The 19,155-nt window shown below is 70.8% G+C and carries 9 protein-coding genes and 2 pseudogenes; 5 read left to right on the forward strand and 6 right to left on the reverse strand.

From position 1 onward, the window contains the following. Nucleotides 1-70: 70 nt before the first annotated feature. On the reverse strand, nucleotides 71-2,785 hold the full coding sequence (locus tag ACWD5Q_RS29105) for an ATP-binding protein (RefSeq protein ID WP_451430039.1): 2,715 nt from the start codon (nucleotides 2,783-2,785) through the stop codon (nucleotides 71-73). Between the two features lie 261 nt (nucleotides 2,786-3,046). Between ACWD5Q_RS29105 and ACWD5Q_RS29110 the strand changes: the two genes are divergently transcribed. The 4 genes and pseudogenes from ACWD5Q_RS29110 (at nucleotide 3,047) to ACWD5Q_RS29125 (ending at nucleotide 10,087) form a co-directional block, all read left to right on the forward strand. Then, a complete protein-coding gene (locus tag ACWD5Q_RS29110) occupies nucleotides 3,047-3,538 on the forward strand; it encodes an Hsp20/alpha crystallin family protein (protein ID WP_451430040.1) in 492 nt (163 codons plus the stop codon). A 450-nt stretch (nucleotides 3,539-3,988) separates the two neighbouring features. After that, nucleotides 3,989-4,370 (forward strand): annotated as a pseudogene (locus ACWD5Q_RS29115) (class I SAM-dependent methyltransferase); the annotation flags it as partial. A 401-nt stretch (nucleotides 4,371-4,771) separates the two neighbouring features. After that, nucleotides 4,772-8,704 (forward strand): metallophosphoesterase, encoded by a 3,933-nt coding sequence (locus tag ACWD5Q_RS29120; protein WP_451430041.1) that lies wholly within the window; start codon nucleotides 4,772-4,774, stop codon nucleotides 8,702-8,704. 210 nt (nucleotides 8,705-8,914) lie between these two features. Then, nucleotides 8,915-10,087: a HupE/UreJ family protein gene (locus ACWD5Q_RS29125; RefSeq protein WP_451430042.1), complete on the forward strand. Its 1,173-nt coding sequence runs from the start codon at nucleotides 8,915-8,917 to the stop codon at nucleotides 10,085-10,087. A gap of 212 nt (nucleotides 10,088-10,299) precedes the next feature. Here the strand turns inward: ACWD5Q_RS29125 and ACWD5Q_RS29130 are convergent, their stop codons facing one another. The 3 genes from ACWD5Q_RS29130 to ACWD5Q_RS29140 form a co-directional block, all read right to left on the reverse strand. Beyond that, nucleotides 10,300-13,737, reverse strand: coding sequence for a phosphocholine-specific phospholipase C (locus ACWD5Q_RS29130; RefSeq protein ID WP_451430043.1), 3,438 nt, complete (start codon nucleotides 13,735-13,737; stop codon nucleotides 10,300-10,302). Between the two features lie 308 nt (nucleotides 13,738-14,045). Further along, a complete protein-coding gene (locus ACWD5Q_RS29135) occupies nucleotides 14,046-15,530 on the reverse strand; it encodes an APC family permease (protein ID WP_451430044.1) in 1,485 nt (494 codons plus the stop codon). Beyond that, nucleotides 15,523-17,214: an amidohydrolase gene (locus ACWD5Q_RS29140; RefSeq protein WP_451430045.1), complete on the reverse strand. Its 1,692-nt coding sequence runs from the start codon at nucleotides 17,212-17,214 to the stop codon at nucleotides 15,523-15,525. Before ACWD5Q_RS29140 ends, ACWD5Q_RS29135 begins: the two co-directional genes overlap by 8 nt. Before the next feature lie 127 nt (nucleotides 17,215-17,341). Between ACWD5Q_RS29140 and ACWD5Q_RS29145 the strand changes: the two genes are divergently transcribed. Next, entirely contained in the window at nucleotides 17,342-17,941 is a 600-nt protein-coding gene (locus ACWD5Q_RS29145; RefSeq protein WP_451430046.1) for a TetR/AcrR family transcriptional regulator, read from the forward strand. A gap of 87 nt (nucleotides 17,942-18,028) precedes the next feature. On the opposite strand, the gene ACWD5Q_RS29150 is transcribed toward ACWD5Q_RS29145, so the two are convergent. Next, nucleotides 18,029-18,538, reverse strand: coding sequence for a nucleoside deaminase (locus ACWD5Q_RS29150; protein WP_451430047.1), 510 nt, complete (start codon nucleotides 18,536-18,538; stop codon nucleotides 18,029-18,031). Nucleotides 18,539-18,628: 90 nt separating this feature from the next. Next, nucleotides 18,629-19,090, reverse strand: a pseudogene (locus ACWD5Q_RS29155) (nucleoside deaminase); the annotation flags it as partial. Nucleotides 19,091-19,155 lie beyond the last annotated feature (65 nt).

The raw sequence follows: 19,155 nt of genomic DNA on the forward strand, positions 1-19,155 counted from the left end.
GACGCCGAGCAGCAGCGTCTCCGATTCCCGTCCTCGCCGCTTCACCGTGCGTGGGTTTCCTCGCTCGACCTCAGCCCTGCCCTGCGGCGCTCGCTCCGCGCTGCACCAACGTGCGTCGCCCACGGAGCCGGAGTCCCGCCCTGGCCAGCTCCGCACGGCCTCGCTCAGCGAGCTGGTCGGCACCACACCGGTCCGCCAGTTCGATACCTTCGAACAGCAGCTCGGCCACCCTGTCGGTGCGGCCGGCGCGCCCGAGTTCCGCGCTGAGGTCGATCAGCGCCTCGGCGTACGCGTGCTGGTCGGGGGACCGGCTCAGTACCTCCACAGCACGCTCCCGCAGGGGCAGCGCCTTTCCGTCCTCGGCCACCGCCGCGCTGAAGCCCAGCGCCTCACCGATCGCGGTCGGGGTGCCGTAGTGCTCTGCCCTGCGCAGCATCTCCGCGGTAAGGGCCCGGGCGCGCCGGGGGTCCTCATCGGCGACGGCGAGGGCGAGGTGTCCCGCCCAGGGGCACCAGGTCGGGTTGAGGATGCCCTTGGCCTCCAGCCGTTGCCCGGCGGCGGTGAGCTGGAGCGCGGCCTCCTCGCGCAGACCACGGGCGAGAAGCAGCCGTCCGTAGACCGTCTGGGTGTCGGGGAAGACCACCGCGTTCGGGTAGGGAGCCGCGAAGTCGTACGTCTCGGCGACGCGCGCCGCCTCCTCGACACGGCCCCGGGACAGCAGGACGTCCAGCAACAGTCCGACCGCGTACCACTGGGCGGGCACCCGGGGGCCCACCCGCTCGGCCAGGCGCACTCCCTCACGCGCGCAGTCCTCGGCTCTGCCGAGCATCCCGCGTCGGAACCGGACCAGGCCGAGAAGAGTGAAACCGAAGGAGAGGTGGGCACCGCCCCACCCGACCTGCTCGCACTTGGCGATGGCCGAGCTGAACAGTTCCTCCGCGCGGTCGCACTCGTCGGCGTACATGTAGCTGAGCGCGGTCATGCTCGGCAGTTCAAAGCCCCAGTCCGGGTCGGTGTAGCTCAGTCCCAGGGAGCGGGTGGCGACGGCCAGCATGTCCGCCGCCGGCTCCCCGCGCAACATCGCGTCCCAGGTGCGAAGGCACAGCAGGGCCCGCTCCTCGATGTCCTTCCCGGGCAGGTGCTCGGCGAGCCGCGCGAGCCGACGGGAGCGTGTGGACGCCTGTGCCTCGTGCGCGTCGAAGACCAGCCACAGATAGTGCGCTGCCTGCAAGCGCAGCCGTGCCCGGGAGGACTCCGCCCGAGCGGCCTCGGCGTCCGCGACGGCGGCCGCTTTGGCGAGCTGGTCGTTGTGGGCGAACGCCTGAGCCAGCCGGAAGGTGATGTCGTTCCTGAGCTCGGGGCCCAGGAAGGGCTGCTCCAGGGCCGCCGTGAGGTGGTTGACGGTGGTGGCCGGAGTGGTGAGCAGGGCAGAGCAGCCGAGTTCGTAGAGCACGCCTGCGCGATCCTCGGGCGCCGGCGGTTCGCGCAGCGCGCGTTCCAGGCAGCGGCGAGCGGCGTCGGGCGCGCCCAGGCGGAGGTTCTCGTGTGCTGCGGCGCGCAGTTGCCGGACGGTGTGCGGGTCGTCCTCGGGATGGGTCTCGAGCAGATGCCGGGCTGCGGCTGTGCTGCCCAGGCCCGCGTCGACCACCGCCCAGGCGGCCTGACCGTGCAGCGCGGTGCGGGTGGCCGGCGGGATCGCCTGGTACACGGCGGAGGCGATGAGCGGATGGATGAACTCAAGTGTCCGGGTGCCGGTGAGGATACGGGCGACGCGCAGCCGGTCGAGTGCGTCCTGGGCCTCGGCCGGTGGCAGTCCGGCCACTGCCGCGGCCAGCTCCGGGGAGATCTCGGTACCGAGCACCGCGGCGGCCCAGGCGAGCCGGACGGCGGCGGTGCCGAGGCTCTCCAGCCGTTTGACCAGTCCGGTGCCGCGCGCGCTCGCTGCGAGTTCGCGCAGCAGAGGAGCCGACTCCGCGTCCGGGGCGAGGCCCCGGTCCTGGACCTTGGCGATGAGCTCGACGGCCTCGTAGGGGTTGCCGCCGGTGACCACCCAGCATTCGTGGCGGAAGAGGTCATCGGCTCCCGCTCCGAGCGAACTTCGCACCAGTTCGCTCACCGCCTCCGGGCTGAGGGCGTGCAGGTGGATCGGGCGTACGCCGCGGCCGTCGATCAGTTCGCGGAACGTCTGAGCCTCGGTGGGCACCTCGTCCGGGCGGTAGCCGAGGACCACCAGCACGGGAAGTTCCCGCGCTCTCACCGCGAACGCGGCGAGCCAGGCGAGGGACTCGAGATCACCCCAGTGGGCGTCGTCGAGGACGATCACGACCGGTGCCCGGCGCACGGCCACCTGGGTGACGACCCAGTCCAGACCGTCCCGGACGCCCTGCGGGTCCGGGGCAGCGGTACCGGTCTGCTGAGCGAACAGACCCACGGCCGGCCCGGCGATCTCGTACCACCCGCCGAATATCTCGCGACGCTCGGTCTCGGTGCAGGATGCGAGGACGGGTTGCAGCAACTGGCGTACGACGTGAAAGGGGACGGTGCACTCCTGCTCGCTGCCTCGGGCAGACAGCACGGTGCAACCGCGGGCAGCGGCGATGCGCCGGACCTCGGCCAGCACGGTCGTCTTACCCAGCCCTGCGGCCGCGCTGAAGAAAAGCAGCCCGCCCCGCTTGCCGTCGGCGCGCCCGGCGTCTCCGCAGATCTCCTCCACCGCGTTCTGAGCGGCCGTCACCTCGTCTTCACGCTCGTAGAGGTGCTTTCCCGGCCGATCGCGTCCGTCCACGACGGTGGCCCTCCCCTTGCGGTGCCGTTCCGACACTGCGGGGAAGCCTAGCGAAACGCACAGGTGCGTGGCAGAGATGCCGGGGAATTGGTTACGGGTGAGCGTGAGGCGGCGTCCCGCAACGCCGGCGTGGGTCCTGCCGCCGGGACGGCCGATGCCGCAGCGCCCGAAAGACGTACCTCCTGCCGGGAATTGAGTCGACCTCACTCAAGTTATATGAGGTGCCGATCGAGAGCCGGGCACCTGAGACGAGGAGACATCATGAGCAACCTGTCCCTGTACACGCGGCGCAACCCGTTCACCGAGTTCGACAACCTGGTGCGGACACTGACACGCCCCGCGGCCGTCACGTCCCCCACGCGGCCCGGGGCCTTCATCCCGGCCGCCGAAGTCAGCTACGACGGAAACGACGCGGTCATCCGCATCGAGATCCCCGGTGTGGACGCCGACAAGGACGTGAACGTCGAGGTCGACGGCACCAGCCTGACCATTCACGGCGAGCGCCGCGACGAGCACACCCAGGACAAGGGCCCGCGGACGCTGCGCGAGATGCGGTACGGATCGTTCCGGCGCACCTTCCGGCTGCCCGAGCGGATCGACGCCGACACCATCACCGCCGCCCACGACAACGGCATCCTCACGGTCCGCGTCCCGGGCATCCTCGGCACCACCCCGACCCGCCGGATCCCCATCACGGCCAAGGCCGCCGAGACCCCCGCGACCGAACCCACCGCCGAAGCGGACAACGCCTGACCCAGCGCCACCGCACACCGGTGGCGCCCCACACGGCCAGACCCCACAGCCCCACCAGCGGACCCCACAGTTCCGCCCCCCAGACCGCCAGAGCCGCCGAGCCACAACGCCACGGCCCGGCGGCCGAGCACGACACCTCGCCCGGTCGGCCGTCATCACGACGACCGACCGGGCGAGCGTGCATGCACTCTGCCGCGAAGAAGCCAATGGCCAGCGGCCGAGGACGGCGGTCGTCCGGAGCCGCCGTCGGGCGGAGTGCGCCGTTTCGCGGCCTCGCTCGGCTGTGCGCCTCACGCGCGGCTGAAAAGAATTCGTAGGCGCTGATGTTGGCCGTCCAAGATCGGGTGAGCCCGTGAGATCCGCGCCTGCCCGTCGGTCGAGGGGCAGAATCCCGCGACGCCGCTGATGGGCTTGGGTCCGCCGGCGACATCGCCAACTCGTGGAGTGGACATGCCTGACGGATGGCAGTGGGACAGCACCCTGTTCAAGGGAAGCGCGGCCTACTACGAGAGGGGCCGGCTGCCGTATGCGCCGGGCTTTGCCGAAACACTGGCCACCGCCCTCGGTCTGGACGGCCACGGCCGACTCCTCGACGTCGGCTGCGGGCCGGGCATCGTGACGCTCGCCATGGCGCCGTTCTTCACCGAGGTGGCCGGCGCCGACCCCGGCGAAGACATGCTGAGAGGCCGGGCGACAGGCCAGGCATCGCGGAGTGACCAATGCCCGTTGGGTGTCGGCCCGCGCCGAGGATCTGCCGGCCGGCCTGAGGGAGTTCCGGGTGGTGGTCTTCGCCCAGTCCTTCCACTGGACGGACCGCGAGCGAGTGGCTGCCAGGTGGCCCTGGAGGAGCTCAACCGCGCTGGTTCAGGGGCCGGGTCAGCTCTCGGCCGGCCTGCCGCGCGGCGTCGAGACGGGACCGAGCCTCCTGCAACGCCTCCACCGGTGAGTGTTGCAGGACGGGGCGTTGACGAGGTCGGACCAGAGCACCATCGGGCACCGCGGCCCTCGTACCGTGCGGCGCGGCTCTGCCGTCTTCTGTCGGAGGATTCTTCCGCTGCTCGTTCACAAGTGAATCATCAGCGTTCATCTGCATTGCCAAAGATTTGCCACTGGCATGCCCCGACTTGGTTCGTGGCGTGCCTTTCCATTCTCGGCGATCAGAGAGGACGGCTGCTGATGCGGCCAACGCAGCGGCGAAGATGGCAGGGTAGTGGATCCGGTGGGCGACGGTTCATGGGCGCCGCCCTGACCGCGCTCGTCCTGGTGAGCGGAAATCTGACGGTGGCGTACGCCGACACCGGCTCGGACCAGCGCGCCACGGACAAGAAGGACTCGTCGGGCCAGAACGCGACGACCTTGCCCACCCTCACCCCCGGCGACGGGTCGTACCTGGAGGGCACCCAGAAGGTCGCGGCCACGCCGACCCTGGCAGGCGACTCCGTGACGAAGCTCGCGGTCGACGGGCAGGTCATCGACAGTGAGAAGACCGTCGGGGTGTCCCGGCTGAGTTTCGACGTCGGCTCGAACTCGACGGAGGCCCGCTACCACAACTACGTGCTCGTCAACGGCGAGTACCGGGCTGACATCGGTGACCTCGTCAACGAGCGGGCCACCATCGAGATCCCGAACGAGCGCCTCGTCAAGGGCGAGAACAAGATCCAGTTCTTCGCCGGCACCGTCGAGAGCTCGTGCGGAACCAACTACGACGACTTCGTGCTGTCCGACATTCAACTGACCTTGCTCGGCGAGGTCGCGGACGGCGAGGAGAACGAGTACACGTACTCCTTCGGCGACGGCAGCTGCGGGTCCAACAGCTCGCTGCTGAAGGAGGCGTCGCTGAGCTTCTTCGTCCTCGGTGACCCGCAGGGAACCACCGGACTGCGGAGCGACCTGGACACCACGAAGCTCGCCAACGGCGAGCACACCCTCACCGCGACCACGGCCTCGCGCAAGACGGTCAGCAACACGGTGACCGTCAACAACGCCCCGGCGGGTGCTCCGCGCCTGCTGCCCAAGGACGGCACGCTGGTGAAGGGCGGACAGTCGGTGTTCGCCGACTTCCCGGCGGGCGCCCAGGGTGAGGTGGCTTCGCTGACCGTGGACGGCGACAAGCCGGTTGCCGCCCCCCAGTTGGGCAACGGCGCGGCCACGTTCTCCTTCGACGTCGGCGCCAACTCGCTCGACGACAAGTACGACAGCTACCTGCTGGTCAACGGCAAGCGGATCGACCTGGGCGGCACCTGGGTCAGCCAACGGGTCCAGATCGCGATACCCGCGCGGTACCTGGTGCCCGGTGACAACACCATCAAGGTCGTCGCGGGCCCGTACAAGGAGAGTTGCGGCAACAATCGCGACGACTTCGACATGTCCCGTCTCGACCTCGCCCTGGACGGCGCCACCGTCACCGGCAAGGACATCGCGGCCTCCTACGCCATGGGCGACGGCGCCTGCGGCAGCGCCACCGACCGCCTGCCCGAGGCCGAGCTGCACTACGTGATCGACGCGCCGGCCGTCGCGGTCACCGACACGCTCGGCTCCGGCACTGCCACCCTCGGCTTCACCGTGGGCAGCAACTCGATCGAGGCCCGCTACCAGAACTACATCCTGGTGAACGGCCAGAAGGTCGTACTGGACGCCGACTACGTCAGCCGGCACGTCGACCTGACGTTCCCCAACGAGTGGCTGGTGCCCGGCTGGAACACCATCGACGTCGTGACGGGCACCTATGCCACCTCCTGCGGCGACAACCGCGACGACTTCGCGCTGTCCGGGATCACGCTGACGCCGACCGGCGGCACCGCCGAGGGCCGGATGCTCAAGGGCTCCTACAGCTTCGGCGACGGCAACTGCGGTGACAACGTCAACCCGCTGACCGAGGTCGACCTGGAGTTCTTCGTGGACGGCCCGGCGAAGGGCGTCCGCGCCGACCTCGACACCGCGAAGATCAAGGACGGGCGGCACACGCTGGCCGCCACCTCCACGTCCGGCAAGACCGCCACCCGTGTCCTGACCACCGACAACTCGGCGCCCGAGGTCGCGAGCAGCACCCCCACGGCCGGTCAGAAGATCACCGCATCGGTCGTTCTGGGTATGCAGATGAAGGACCTCTCCGGTGTGGTGAAAGGCCCGGACATCAAGCTCGACGGCAAGGCGATCAAGGCCGGCGCCGAGGTCGGGCCCGGTCTGTCCGCCGGTGAGCACACGCTCTCCGTGACGGCCACCGACGCCCTGGGCAACACCGGTACCCGCCAGGTGACGTTCGTCTCCGCCGGCATTCCGGACACCCCCGCCCGGCTGACCCCCGCGTCCGGCACCACCGACGCCGACCGGAACGTCACACTGTCCGCGAAGGTGGCCGAGCCCGACGGCGGCGACGTGGCCGCCACGTTCTCCGAGGCCGAGATCCTCACCCCGAACCAGGTGTACCAGGGCACGGCCACCGCCGTCCCGACCACGCTGAAGGTCAAGGGCGAGACGAAGGTCAAGGCCGCGGGTCTCGCGCCCGCCGACGGCAGGACGCTCGACGCGCCGTCCTCCGCCGACGTCACCTTCCAGCGGTTCGACGTCCAGGTCAAGGGCCACGTCGACCAGCCGGTGCTGCGCTGGGAGGGCGTCATCGACCCCGAGCGCCTCGCCGCACTGCGGGTGTGGAACAACGGCACGGACCAGTGGGACGTCGTCAGCAGCGCACGCGGCGCCGCCGAGGGCAACACGGTGCTGACCGCCGTCCTGGACCCCGTCTACGTCGACGGCCAGCAGGTTCACGTCATGGTGACGGGTGAGGACCCGTTCGCCGACGACATCGACGCCGGTGACCCGAACTCGTTCGCCGACCCCGACTCGTACGACTTCTCGATCGTCCACTACACCGACACGCAGTACCTCTCCGAGGGCGCGGTCGAGCAGGAGACGGCCGAGGAGCGCGCGGTGTGGGAGAAGGCGTACGGGGACGTCTCCCGCTGGATCGCGGCCAACAAGGACAAGCGGAAGATCGCCTACGTCGCACACACCGGCGACATCATCGAGAACAACATCCGCAAGCCCGCCGACGAGGCCACGCAGAAGCAGGTCGTCGGCGAGATGGAGGTGTCCTCCAAGCAGCAGAAGATCCTGGACGACGCGGGCATCCCGAACGGTGTGATCGCGGGCAACCACGACAACCAGTCGGGAACCGAGAACGGTCCGAACGCCCTCTACAACCGGTACTACGGTCCCGACCGCTACCAGGCGCTGTCGCAGGGCTGGGAGCACGCCGCCTACGGCGGCCCCTGGCGCGCGGGCGACAACCAGAACCACTACGACCTGTTCTCCGCCGGCGGCCAGGACTTCGTCGTGGTCGGTCTGTCCTACGGCGTGACGCGCGAGGAGGCCGAATGGGCCGACTCGATCTTCAAGCGCTTCCCCGACCGCAACGGCATCCTGCTCTCGCACGACTACCTCGCGCCGAGCAGCAACCCGGACGGCCGCGGCGCCGCGTTCTCCGCGCCCGACGGTTCGATGCTGTACAAGACGGTGGTCCAGGACAACCCGAACGTGTTCCTCATCCTCGCCGGCCACGAGCACGGCGTGGGCACCAACGTGAAGCCGAAGGTCGGCCAGATCAGCCACGACGTGGTCGAGTTGCTCGCGGACTACCAGTTCTACACGGTGTCCGCGGACCGGCTCGGGCTCACCAAGATCGGCGGCTACCGGCCCGACGACCAGCTCCAGTTCGGCGCGAGCTTCTTCCGGATGCTCCAGTTCAACGTGCGCCGCTCGGAGCTGACCGTCGACACGTACTCGCCGCTGCTCGACGAGTTCGGTGCCACCGAGTACGACACCAGCCACCGGTACAACGGCACCGAGGACAACATGGTGCTGCCGGTCGACCTCAACACCCGCAAGACGACCTTCCAGACGGACTCGGTGGCGCTGTACAACCCGGTCAGCGTCATCGGGCGAACCAAGGTCACATCCGGTGAGGTCGCCTCCGTGACGTGGCAGAACCTCAAACCCGGCTCCACCCACGCGTGGTTCGTCACGGCCCGGTCCGGCGGCGGCGGTGTCACCGCCTCCGAGCCGAGCGTCTTCGTGACGAAGGACGCCCAGGGCCGTCCCGGCGCATGGGGTCCGGACACGCCCTACTACGAGTGGTTCGACCAGTCGAAGGGCCAGGGCCGGCACTGATCGCGGCCGGCCGCGGGCAGACGCCGGCGGCCGGCATTCGGCAGGCGGACACCGCCGCTCCGCGTGAGGTGCTCCGCCCGCCGGACCGCACCCGACGCCCGCCGCTCCGGACCCGGCCGGTCCGGGGCGGCGGGCCCATGCCGTCCATCCCCTCCCCGATCACGATCACGATCAGCGTCGTGATCATCGGACACAAGAACCGAGGCCGTCATGCGTCCCACCGCCCCCGCTCCCGCGTCCCGGTCCGGCCGGCCGCGCGGCGTGCTGCTCACCGTCCTCGCCGCCCTGGCCGCGGTGCTCAGCTCCTGCCTCGCCCAGGCGGCTCCCGCCGCCGCGCACGACGCCACCTCGACCGCCTACGCCGAGGTCACCGGCAGCGCGGCTCGCCCCGAGGCCACCCTCGACCTTGAGTACGACCTGCTGATGAAGTCGGCCTGGCTGTACGCCGAGGCGTACGACGCGAAGGGCCGCGCCGAGCAGCTACGCCAGCTCGAGCTGAACGCGGACGCGGTGTCCGAGTACGTCACCGGGCGCTTCGCGATCACTCGCGGGGACATGGCCTGCGCGGCCCGCACCAAGGGCACGGCGGATGTCCGTACCCGGGGCAAGCGCCCGTACGCGGTGCTCACCCTCGCCTACACCTGCCCGGCCGGCGCCGAGGGCCCGGTCACCATCGCCAGCGCGCTGTTTCCCGACGCCGAGAGCTTCGTGCACTCCACGAAGACGATCGTGCACTACGAGATCGAAGGACAGCGAGGCTCCCAGATCCTCACCCTCACCGCCCCCTCCGTGACCACCGCCGCGGCGGACGGCCAGGAGTCCCACCAGATCTGGGAGTTCTTCCTGCTGGGCACCGAACATCTGCTGTTCGGCCTGGACCACATCCTCTTCCTGCTGTCGCTGCTCATCAGCGCCCGCGGCCTGCGCGACATCGTCCTCACCGCGACCACGTTCACCGCCGCGCACAGCGTCACGTTCCTGCTGGCCGCGAGCGGTGTCGTCGACGTGCCCGCGGCGGTGGTGGAACCGGTGATCGCCGCGTCCATCGCCGTCGTCGCGGTCGCGGGCTTCCTGCTGCGCGACCGTGCGGACACCGCGCGTTGGCGGCTGCCCGTCGTCCTCGTTTTCGGCCTCGTCCACGGCCTGGGCTTCGCGGGATCGCTCGGCATCGACGAAAGCCGGTCCTGGGAGCTGCTGTTGTCGCTGCTCAGCTTCAACGTCGGTATCGAAGTGGTGCAGTTGGGCATCATAGCCGTGGTGTTTCCGCTACTGCTCCTGCTGCGCCGGTCGCCGGTCCACCGGTGGGTGCTGCCGGCGCTGACGGTGCCCATCGTCGTCGTCAGCCTCTACTGGCTCTGGGACCGGGTGGCGGTCAGCGTCTGACGCCCGGCGTCGCACCGTCGACGTCGCCGCCACGGCACGGCCACCGACGCGGCTCGTCACCATGACGGAACCCTCCACGCATGCCGGCACACCGCGCGCCATGCACCGATGACCTCTTCGGTACCTACCGCATCACCGCGGCTCCGCGCGGGGACGACTCTGCGTCCCCGCGCGGAGCCGGTCAGGCCGCCGATCGGTCAGGCGCCGACCGGTCAGGCGTCGGCGATCGGGTCGGTGCCCAGGCGGACGTTGTCGACCGCCCAGTACCAGTTGTTGCCCGCGTTGAAGATCCGGAAGCTGACCTTCGCCGACGTGGCCCCGGCCGGCACGGGGCAGGAGAGCCGGACGAGCCGGTTCTCCTGGTCCTGGCCCTTGTTGGTGTTCCCGGAGGTGGCGCTGCTGTAGTGCAGCAACTGGACCTTGTCGCCCGTGTCGAACTGGACGGTGACCTCGGCCTCCTGCGGGCTCTCCTGCCGGTAGTGGGAGTCGAAGCCCAGGTGGAGGGTGGAGGTGCCCGACGGGATGGCCACCGCCGGGGTGGTCAGGGCCGAGTCGAACCGGCCCCGGCTGGACGGGCTGCCGGTGTCGTCCCAGTCGTCGGGGTCGGCGACCGCGACGACGCCGAGGGCGCGGCTGAAGTTGGGGCGGTCCTGAGCGCCGGGGAACCAGAACTGCTTGGACAGGAAGGTCCAGCCCTGCAGCTCCCGGGTGCCCTGCGGCATGGCCGGCGCGTTGGTGACCGTCCAGCCCTCGGGGGTGGTCCGGGTCCAGCCGAGCAGGCCGGGCCGGCTGAGGTCAGCCGCCGGGGCGAGCGCGGGGGCGACGGACTCGAAGTCCTCCGCGAGCAGGTAGCCGGTCATGACGGGTCCGGTCTTGGCGGACAGGGACGCGGTCGCCTGCTGGGCGCTGCCGCTCAGGTTCGCCGTGACGGTCGCCTTGAGGCTGCCGGAGGCGCGCGCCGCCGAGGCGGGCACGACGACGTCCCACTCCAGGCGGGCGGAAGAGCGGGCCGGAACGGCCGCCGGCGCGTCGCCCTTGGTGGTGGCGGTCCAGCCCGTCGGGAGGGCCAGCGTGGCGGCCAGGCCGGTGAGGGGGGTGCTGCCGGAATTGGTGACGGTGGCGGTCACGGTGACCGGCCTGCCCGGCGAGAGCACGGTGCCGTCGGTGCCCGGCGAACTCGCCGGACCGGTCAGCGCGACGCTCATCGCGGGGACGACCCGGGAGCGGACACGTGCGTCGGCGAGCCTGAGCAGGCCGTCGCCGTCGCCGTGGGCGGCGACCACCAGGCTGCCCGCGGTGGCGTTCGGAGCGGGCGTGACGGTGAAGCGCACATCGGCCGATTTCCCGGCGGCGACCGTCGTCGGCGCCGCTGCGGCCCGCTCGACCGTCCAGCCGGAGGGAGCGAGCAGGGCGACCGAGAGACGGCCGAGCTTGGCGTCGGCCTGGTTCCGCACGGTGACGACGACATCGGCCGGGTTGCCCTGCACGAACGGCGTGTCCAGGGAGGGCAGCGGCTTCGGCAAGGTGATCGTCGCGGCCAGCGCCGGGGCGGCACCGGTCGCCGGGTCGGTGACGCCGGGCCTGCCGTCGGCCAGGCGGCCGGTCATCCGGCGCAGGAACGCCGGGTCTTGCCGGTCGACGACCACGACGTCGTACCAGCCGTGGTCCGGGAGGTGGATCGGCACGGTCTGGGTCTCGCCGGGCGCGAGAGTGACGGTCTGGACATGGTCACCGGAGTTGCGCGGGTAGACCGACTCGCCGACGAGGAGCGTGCGGGTGGTGGTGGAGGGGTTGGCGCACTGGACCTTCACCTGGCCGGGGCCGGCCTGCTCGACGAGGTACGCCTCGGCGCCCACACCGGTGCCGCGCAGTTCCCACACGGACCAGCCGGGGCCACTGACCTGCAGGTCGTAGCCGTCGGCGCCGTACCCGACCGTGTTGTCGGCGGTCTCGTCCGCCGAGACGGTCCACGCGCGCGGGGCGGTGCCGTCGCCGGGGTAGGCGGTGAACGTGGCGGCGGCGGTGCCCGCGTTGCCGAGCCGGAGGCGGACGTCGGAGCCGGTGACGTCGGCCCGCAGGGACAGCCGGTACGGGGAGGGGCGCGTCGGGCGGGTGCCGGCCTCCTGTTCCGGGAGCGACTGGTTCTTCGGCGGTACGGGGTTCCAGCGGCCGACCGCCTTCGGCACCGGGCCGGGCTGCTCCACCTTGGGCTGCGGGTATCCGCGGTTGAAGTCGAAGGCGGAGGTCAGGTCGCCGAACACGCTGCGGCGCCAGGCGCTGATGTTGGACTCCTGGGTACCGGTCCACTTCTCCAGGAACCGGATGACCGAGGTGTGGTCGAACGCCTCCGAGCAGACGAAACCGCCCACCGTCCACGGCGACACGATCGTCATCGGCACGCGCGGACCGGGGCCGACCGGCTTGCCGTTGAACCAGTCGTCGCTGTTGCCGGAGTCGGGCCGGGGCGCGACCGGGGCGGGCACGTGGTCGAAGTAGCCGTCGTTCTCGTCGAAGTTGATGAACAGAGCCGTCTTCGACCAGGTCTTCGGGTCGCCGGCGATGGCGTCGAGGAGGTCGTAGACGAGGTTGGCGCTGCCGACCGGGGTGGAGGAGCTGGGGTGCTCGGAGAGCGCCGCCGTCGGAACCAGCCAACTGACCTTCGGCAGCGTGCCGTTCTTGATGTCGGACCTGATCCGCTGGACGAGGGTGTCCGGCTCGGAGCGGTAGGCGCCCCGCATGAACAGCCGGCGCTCCGCCTCGGTCAGCGCGTCGATGCCCTGCTGGAACTGGGTCAGCGCGGTCTTCCGCTGGTCCGCGGTCTTGCTCCACAGGCCGTCGTAGAACTGCTCTGTGGTGGAGTACTGGCCGCTGACCTTGGACAGGATCTTCCGGCCGATCTCCTTCCAGGGCCGGAAGTACTCCACCGCGTTGTCGGTGAAGTTGTCCCATTCCTGGTAGATCTGCCAGGAGACGCCGGCGGCCTCCAGGCGCTCGGGGTACGTCGTCCAGTCGTAACCCGCGTGGGTGTAGGAGTACGCCGCGTTGGTGACGGCCCGGTTGGTGCCGCCCGGCTCGTAGCCGGTCGTGCCGGTCCACAGGTAGTTGCGGTTGGGGTTGGTCGAGCCGTAGACCGAGCAGAAGTAGGCGTCGCAGATGGTGAAACGGTCGGCCAGTTCGTACTGGAGGGGGATGTCTCGCCGGTCGTAGAAGGCCATGGTGCTCTGGCCCTTGGCCGCTACCCAGTCGTTCCACCAGCCGTTCGCCCGGGCCTGGTTGGCGTCGGTGAAACCGTGCGGGAGCGAGCCGAGGTACTGGATGTCGTTCTCGGGGCGACCGGCGTCGACCGCCGCCTGCCGGGCCGAGAACGGCAGGACCTCGCCACCGCCGGACCGCGGCTGCTCGAAGGCGGTGGCTCCGGTGGGCAGCCGCAGCGGCGTACGGTCGCCGAAGCCGCGCACGCCCTTGAGGGTGCCGAAGTAGTTATCGAAGGAACGATTCTCCTGCATCAGGATGATGACGTGTTCAATCGCGTCCATACCGCCGGGAGGCAGCGGCGCGGCCATCGCCTTCAGCAGCGACGGGGGCAGGAAAGAGAGCGCAGTGCCACCGGCGAGGGTGCCGAGAAGCCTGCGGCGGGAGATAGGAGACATGGAGCGGAGGCTAGGTCGGTCCTGCACGGCGACGTAACCTTGAGTGACGAGTCTTCGCTGACTGTTCGGCCTTCGACATGGAACGTTCCGCCAGTTGTACAGCCAAGTTCTCCGTCGAACCCGTTCGAACGTCCTCAGCAGCGGAGAGCTACCGTCGCAGCACCCTCCACACACGGCGACCAGGACGGCGAACACGGTCGACGGGTGAAGGCACGGCCTCGTCGAAAAAGCAGAGCAGCGAGGTGCTGGGAGCGGACCTGTCGGCGTGCTGCGCCCGGTCCGCCCCGGGCACCGGCCACTCCCCGGGCTCACTCCTCCAGGTTCACCGTCCGCACCGGGCGGCGGAATCCGCCCGTGCGGAGAGCGAGGATCCCCACGCCCGCCAGCGCCCAGATGACGCCCACGACCTTGGCCGGAGTGTCCAGGCTGATCCACAGGGCCACGTTCACGACGAACCCGAGGGCCGGCAGCAGCAGTTGCAGCACGGCGGCGACGGGTCCGCGGGCCTCCGCCCGCCCGGAGCGCCGGTCGCGCACCCAGAACCCGATCACCGCCAGGTTCACCGCCGCGAAGGCGACGTAGGCACCGAAGTTGATCAGCGACGCGGCGCTGCCGAGGTCCAGGAAGACGGCGGAGGCGGCGATGAGGCCCACGATGAGCACGTTGACGGCGGGGACGCCGGTGCGCGGATCGACCCGCCCGAAGATCGCGCGCGGCAGCACGCCATCGCGCCCCATGGCGAAGAGCAGCCGTGCCGCACTCATCTGCTGCGTCAGGCCGCACCCGAGCACCGCGGTGAGGTAACCGCCCACGAACACCGCCTGAAAGGCGGCACCTCCGATGTACTTGGCGATCTCCGGCGAGGCGCCCACGATGTCGCCCACGGCCGAGACGTCCGGGAAGAGCGTCTGCATGGCGTAGGTGATGGCCAGGAAGAACACCCCGGCGGCGACCACGATGAGCAGGATGGCCCGCGGGATGTCCCGGCGTGGGCGCTCGGCCTCCTCGGAGAGCGTGGAGACGGCATCGAAACCGAGGAAGGACAGGGCCAGCAACGACGCACCGCCCAGCAGGTCGGTCGGTGACACCGTCGTCAGGTCGAACCCCGTCGTCCCGAACGACTGACCGTGGGTGACGATGGCCCGCACGGCGAACACGAGGAACGCGAGGGCCACGCCGGTCTGGATGACCACGAGCGCCACGTTCACCTTGGCGGCCGGCTTCACGCCCACCAGGTTCAGCACCGTGCAGACCACCACGGTGGAGAGCACCCACACCCACGCCGGGACGCCGGGGAGCACGGCGCCCATGTAGATCGCGGCCAGCAGGGCATTGAGCATGGGCAGCAGCACGTAGTCCAGCGTGGCGGACCAGCCCACCAGGAAGCCCACGGGCGCCCCGAGCGCCTTGCCTGCGTAGGTGTACACGGATCCGGCGGAGGTGATGCGGCGGGCCATGCGCGCGTAGCTGAGCGCGGTCAGCCCCACCGCGACGAGGACGGCCAGGTAGGCCAGCGGCACGTGGCCGTCGGTCGCCTCGGAGACCAGGCCGAAGGTGTCGAACACCGCCAGCGGCGCCATGAAAGCCAGGCCGAGGAAGACGATGTGGCGCAGCTTCAGGGTACGGCGCAGTTGGCCACCGCCTTGGGCGTCCTGGGCCTGGCCGGCGGCGGGGTCGACGACGGTCGCGGTGCTCCGCCCGGCGCCGCCCGGTGTGGCGGGCGGGCGGCTCTCCGTGGCCTGCGGCGTCACGCTGCCCTCGGCGGCGCGCGAGGGAAGGATCCTCTCAGACATGGGCGTGACCGCCTTCGGCGTGGGCGGAGCAGGAGGTGAGTGCACCGTAGTGGCCGGCGGCGGCGCGCGCCGTGCCGGCCTCATGGACCACCTCGCCGCCCACCCAGGTGACTTCGGCCCGCTGCTGCAGCAGCGCCGCCGGGTCCGGCTCGAGCGCGTAGAGATCCTCTGACCACGCCACGAGGTCGGCCTTGGCGCCCTCACGGATGACGCCGTACTCGCCCTCCCGATGCCAGGCCCAGGCACCCTCGGCCGTGTAGCCGCGCAACGCGTCGTCGAGCCCCAGGCGCTCCGCCGGGGTCCAGGCGTGCTCGCCGTCCAGCCCGGCCCGCGTCAGGGCCGAGTAGAACCCGATCAGAGGGTCCATCTCCCCCACCTGCCAGTCGCTGGAGAGGGCCACGTGGGCGCCGGAGGCCATGAGCGAACGCAGCCGCCAGGCGCGATCCCAGCGGGCCTCACCGATGTTCTCCATCCAGGTGCCGGCCACGAGGTCCGGGGAGCAGTGGCGCGGCTGCATGGCGGCGGTGACGCCCAGTCGGGCGAAGCGCGGCAGGTCGTCCGGGGCGAGGCACTCGACGTGCACGATCCCGTGGCGGCGGTCGCGTGTGCCGTTGGTGCGCGCGGCCTGTTCGATCGCATCCAGCGCCAGGCGGATGCCGCCGTCGCCCGTCGCGTGGGTGTGGGTCTGGAAGCCGAGGCGGTCCAGTTCGGTGACGACCTCGGTGAGCTCGCCCAGCGGCGCGGAGGGGTGGCCGCGGTGCCCGCGCCGGTTGGCGTAGTCCTCGAGCATCCAGGCGTTGTGGGGCTCGATCACGTCGTCGGCATAGAGCTTGACGGGGCCGAACGCCAGGCGATCACCACTGGGGGCGGCGTCGGCCGCGGCGCGCAGCCGCTGCCGGAACGCGCCGTCGGACCCCATGGGGTGGAAGAGCGCCGCGATGACGCGGGAGCTGAGGCGCCCCTCGTCCCGGGCGCGCTGGAACAGGCCGATCTCCGCGAGCGGCACCTGCGGTTCCACCACGGTGGTGATGCCGGCGGCGGTGGCCATCTCGAGACTGCCCAGCAGCTTGCGGTAGCGCCGCTTGGGCGAGTACATGGGGATGTCGCGCTGCAGGCCGGCCAGGCCTGCCGTCGTCATGGCGCTCGTGTAGAAGTCGGTGACCCACCCGGTCGCGCGGCCGTCGCTGTCCCGCTCCGGGCGGCCCCAGGGGATGTCGCCGCCGTCGTCCAGGTGCAGCGCGCGGATGGCGGCGTCGTTGAGCCACACCGAGTGCTGGTCGTAGGTGGTGACGAAGACGGGGCGAGAGGTGATGCCGGCCAGGTCGCGGGCGGCGGGGCGGCGGCCGTGGACCACCGAGTACACGGCGTTCTCGGCGCAGATCCAGGTCAGGTCGGCACGCGCGTCGGCGAGTTCGGCGATGCGGCGGCGTACCTCCTCGAGGGTCTCGGCGCCCTCGAGGCTGACGGCGTCGGGGTCGAAGCCGAGCAGCAGGTGGTTGTGGCTGTCGATGATGCCCGGCGTGAGGAGGCCGCCGTCCAGGCGCCGGTGCTCGCGGGCCGCGGGGGCGTCCGCCTCGTCGCCCACGAAGGCGATGCGCCCGCCGGTGATGCCGACGGCGCCGGCCCACGGGCGGGCGCCGTCGAACGTGCGCACGCGGGCGCCGGTGATCAGGGTGTCCAGCATGGTTGTCCTCGGTTCTGGGTCGCGCCACGAGAGGCGTCGAGGGTGCGCCGAGACGGTGCGCGCATTCTTTGTCATCGGCGTCAAAGAATGGCTCGAGTGTGCTGAGGATCTCCGCTAGTGTCAAGGCATGGCCCGCCCCAAGAACCAGGACGAACGCCGCGCCCACCTCATCCAGGCAGTCATCGACACGACCGCCAAGACCGGGCTGCGCTCCCTCTCACTCGCGGACGTGGCGCGCAAGGCGGGGCTGACCCGAGGGGCCGTCCTGTACTACTACGACGACCTCGACGCGCTGCTGAGCGAGGCCTATCGCGCAGGCATGGAACGCTTCTGCGACCGGCGGGACGCGCTGCGGGACACGATCGAGAACCCCGCGCGACTCCTGGGGGAGACGATCCGCGCCGGGCTCCCGACAGGGCCTGACGACGCGCTGATGCGTCTGCTGTACGAGTTCGACGTGCTGGCGGAGAACTCCCCGCTCCACGCCACGCTGGTCGAGTCGATGTACGAGCGGCAGCTCGCCACCTATCGGACCGCGCTGGAGCGCGGCGCTGACGCCGGAGTGTTCAACCTCGTCCTGGACACGCCGACGGCGGCCCTGAACCTCGTGGCCCTGGAGGACGCCTTCGGACTGCACATCGTGGCCGGCAACGGCCAGATCAGCGTGCAGCGGGCCGTCGAGGCGATGTTCGACGCCGCCCGGGCGTTCGGCGCGCCGGCTGCGTGAACAGGGATGGCCACGTGGTGACCATCCCTGTTCACGCGCCTGGCGGCGGGCGAACGCCCGCTGGGAATGGCGGTGCTTCGGCAACCGTCAGGAGCGGTCCTTCGGGGCCGGCCGGTGGAAGCCGCGGTGCAGCTCGCGCAGCCGCTCGGCCAGCGCCGGAACGGGCCCCTGCACCTCGAGGCGGGGCACCACGTCCCGGATCGCCAGGCAGCGCACGGGGGACGGCGGCACGCCCAGCTCGGCCAGCCAGTCGGTCAACTGGGCGGCCGAGTGCGCGTAGACGATACGGCCGAGACCGGCCCAGCCGTGCGCGGCCGCGCACATGGGGCAGTGCTCCCCGGAGGTGAAGACGGTGGCCTCCGCACGTTGCCGCGCGGTGAGATGGGTGGCGGCCCAGCGGGCCAGCTCGAATTCCGGATGCCGGGTATTGTCACCAAGGCTGCGCACCCGGTTGCGGTCCTCGGCAAGGACCTGCCCGTCGGCTCCCACCAGGACCGAGCCGAACGGCTCGTCCCCAGCCCGCAGCGCCTCGGCCGCCAGCTCCACGGCACGCTCCAGGTGTCGTACGTCGGCGGCGGTCGGTTCGGTGGGGCTCATGGCTGCTCCTTTTCGTCCAGGCTCATGGTTGCACCATGGGTGCGGCGTGGTGGCGCCCCCGCCCCCACGGGCAGGCGGCGGCCTCGGGTCTCAGCCGGCGGTCGGGGCGCCGGCGACGCGGCGCTCGCCGCCGTTGCGCTCTTGCCAGAGCCGGTAGACCTCGACCGCGGCAGCACGGGGCTCGTGGCGCATCGGCAGCCGGCGCTCGTCCCAGTTCTTGGCGAACTCGCCGTAGAAAGTGTCGAGTTCGAAGTACTTGCGGTCGTCGACGTAGTGCGGCTCGTACGCCTCGCGGGTGGTGAGGAAGACCACCTCGTCCGGCGAGCAGTAGTACAGCGATGCCAGGCACATCGGGCACGGGTGGGCGAGCACGTAGATCGTGGCGCCGACGAGGTGTTCGGCGCCCAGCTTGGTGCACGCCTCGCGGATGGCGAGGTTCTCGGCGTGGGCGGTCGGGTCGTTGGTCTGGGCGACCCTGTTCGGGCTCTCGGCAAGGATCTGCCCGTCTTTGACGATGACGGTGACCCTGTTGCCCATTGGCCGTTGAGAGCTGACAGCGGCTTGGTGGTGCTGGCAGGGTTGGTGGTGCGGCCGGTTCCTTCCTGATCCTCGGTCGT

Source organism: Streptomyces sp. NPDC002513 (genome assembly GCF_053595355.1).

Coding starts and splice junctions, on each gene's coding strand:
- ACWD5Q_RS29120 (WP_451430041.1), top strand. CDS start 4,772: ATGGGCGCCGCCCTGACCGCGCTCGTCCTGGTGAGCGGAAATCTGACG.
- ACWD5Q_RS29135 (WP_451430044.1), bottom strand. CDS start 15,530: ATGTCTGAGAGGATCCTTCCCTCGCGCGCCGCCGAGGGCAGCGTGACG.
- ACWD5Q_RS29150 (WP_451430047.1), bottom strand. CDS start 18,538: ATGAGCCCCACCGAACCGACCGCCGCCGACGTACGACACCTGGAGCGT.
- ACWD5Q_RS29140 (WP_451430045.1), bottom strand. CDS start 17,214: ATGCTGGACACCCTGATCACCGGCGCCCGCGTGCGCACGTTCGACGGC.
- ACWD5Q_RS29125 (WP_451430042.1), top strand. CDS start 8,915: ATGCGTCCCACCGCCCCCGCTCCCGCGTCCCGGTCCGGCCGGCCGCGC.
- ACWD5Q_RS29110 (WP_451430040.1), top strand. CDS start 3,047: ATGAGCAACCTGTCCCTGTACACGCGGCGCAACCCGTTCACCGAGTTC.
- ACWD5Q_RS29145 (WP_451430046.1), top strand. CDS start 17,342: ATGGCCCGCCCCAAGAACCAGGACGAACGCCGCGCCCACCTCATCCAG.
- ACWD5Q_RS29130 (WP_451430043.1), bottom strand. CDS start 13,737: ATGTCTCCTATCTCCCGCCGCAGGCTTCTCGGCACCCTCGCCGGTGGC.